This window comes from Streptomyces triticirhizae (assembly GCF_003696235.1).
GTDB lineage: Bacteria > Actinomycetota > Actinomycetes > Streptomycetales > Streptomycetaceae > Streptomyces > Streptomyces triticirhizae.
Window position 1 is genome coordinate 1 of record NZ_RFFJ01000374.1, and the last position, 1995, is coordinate 1995.

Below are 1995 nucleotides of genomic sequence, written 5' to 3' on the forward strand. Positions count from 1 at the left end.
GGCTCGTCGGGCCCGGCCGGCGCGGCCGGGCGCGGCAGCCGGGGGAGGGCCAGCGTCAGGCCGACGGCCAGCAGCAGCGCCACCGCGCCCAGCGAGGCGAACGCCGCCCGCCAGCCGAAGGCGTTGCCCACCACGGTGCCCAGCGGCACGCCGACGACGGAGGCGGCGGCGACGCCGCTGACCGCGAAGGAGACCGCGAGCGCCGCGTCGCGCGGCGCCACCAGCCGGGGGGCGACGGCCGAGGCCAGCCCCCACACCGCGCCCATCCCCACGCCGAGCACCACCCGGGAGACCACCAGCGCGCCGAAGCCGCCGGCCACGGCGGTCAGGGCGTTGCCCGCCGCCAACACCACCATCGCCACGGCCAACACCAGCCGCCGGTCCCGCCCGCCGAGCAGGCGTGGCACGGTCGGGGCGGCGACGGCCGTCACCAGGCCGGTGATCGTCAGGCTGAAGCCGGTCGCGCCCTGGCTGGTGTCGAGGCCGTCGGCCATCGGCGTCAGCACGCCGACCGGCAGCATCTCGGAGGTCACCACCACGAAGGTGCTCAACGACAGCACCGCGACCGCGAGCCACTGGCGGCTGGTGGTGCGCCGCGCGTCCGGGGCGGCGTCGTCGGCCGGCGCTCTGGGAGGGGTCTCAGGCAGGTTCGCACTCATGCCAGCCAGCCAAACAGCGCCCCTGACCGGGAACAACGCCGATCTTCTCAACGCATCGATGAGCTACGCTGATCGATGGCCCGCCGACGCACACCCGGCGGTCCTCCGGCGGGAAGGGGCAGCGATGAACCCGGTACACGTCCAGCAGATCGAGTGCCTCCTGGCGCTCGCCGACGAGCTGCACTTCGGGCGGACCGCCGAGCGCCTGGGCTGTTCCCAGAGCCGGGTCAGCCAGCTGCTCGCCGCCCTCGAACGCCGCCTCGGGGTGCGGCTGGTGGACCGCACCAGCCGCCGGGTGGCGCTGACCCGCTTCGGCGCGCAGTTCGTCGAGGAGGTGCGCCCGGCGTACGAGGCGCTGACCGCCGTGCTCGCCCGCGCGCACGAGCGCGCCAGGAGCGGCGCGCTGCGCCAGCTGCGCGTCGGCTTCCACGGCAGCGTCTACGAGGAGGTCACCGAGGTCTTCCGCCGGCTGCGGGCCGAGCACGGCGTCACCGTCGTGCTCAACGAGATCCCGCTGGGCTCCCCGTTCGCCGCCGTGCTGGACGGGCGGCTGGACGCCGCCGTGGTCGAACTCCCCGTCCGGGAGCCGGCGTTGACCGTGGGCTTCCGCTTCCCGCCGCAGGACCGGCTGTTGGCCCTCGCCCTCTCACACCCGCTGGCCGACGCCGCGCCGGTCGACGTCGAGGCGCTGGCCGGCCTCGACATCCTCCACCCGACCGGCGACGCCCCCGAGTACTGGCGCACCGCCCGGGTGCCGCGCGCCACCCCCGCCGGGACGCCGATCCGCTCCTCGATGGGCATCAGCACCGTCCAGGAGGGCCTGGCCCTGGTGGCGGCCGGCGAGCACGCGATGCTCGTCTGCCGCCCGCTGGCCGACCGGGCGACGCGCGGCGACGTGCGCTACCTGCCGGTCACCGGGCTGGAGGAGTCCTCCCAACTCGGCCTGGTCTGGCGCACCGACCGGACCGTTCCCGCGCTGCTCGCGCTCGCCGGGCTGCTGCGCGAGGAGTTCACCGGGCCGGCCGCCCGGCCGTCCGCGCCAAGCGCCGTCCCGGCATGACCGCGCGACGACCCCGTGTGAACTGACGTTTCGCCAGCTCAACGCCCGTTTCACGTTGTCTCACACGCTGAGACGACCGCCCGGTACGGCTTGCGAACGCGCCGAGCGCGCCCCCAGGATGGGCCCCGTGACCGAGCCGAGCCGCACCGTTACCGCGCGCCCCAGCGCACGCCCCGGCGTGCGGCGCACCCCGGCCGTGCGCCCCTGTTGTCGGGCCTGAGCCCCACGCCCTCGCCCGACGCGCCCCGCGCCGCCGGCCCGCGCCGCGCCCGCCGA

The 1995-nt window shown here is 76.4% G+C and carries 2 protein-coding genes; one reads left to right on the forward strand and one right to left on the reverse strand.

The annotated features are described in order from the left end of the window. Positions 1-659 (reverse strand): MFS transporter (locus EBN88_RS29690; RefSeq protein ID WP_147472917.1); only part of this gene is annotated, 659 nt, incomplete at its 3' end. Between the two features lie 124 nt (positions 660-783). Between EBN88_RS29690 and EBN88_RS29695 the strand changes: the two genes are divergently transcribed. Next, complete coding sequence (locus EBN88_RS29695; protein ID WP_122400065.1) at positions 784-1719, forward strand: LysR family transcriptional regulator; 936 nt, start codon at positions 784-786, stop codon at positions 1717-1719. Positions 1720-1995: the final 276 nt, after the last annotated feature.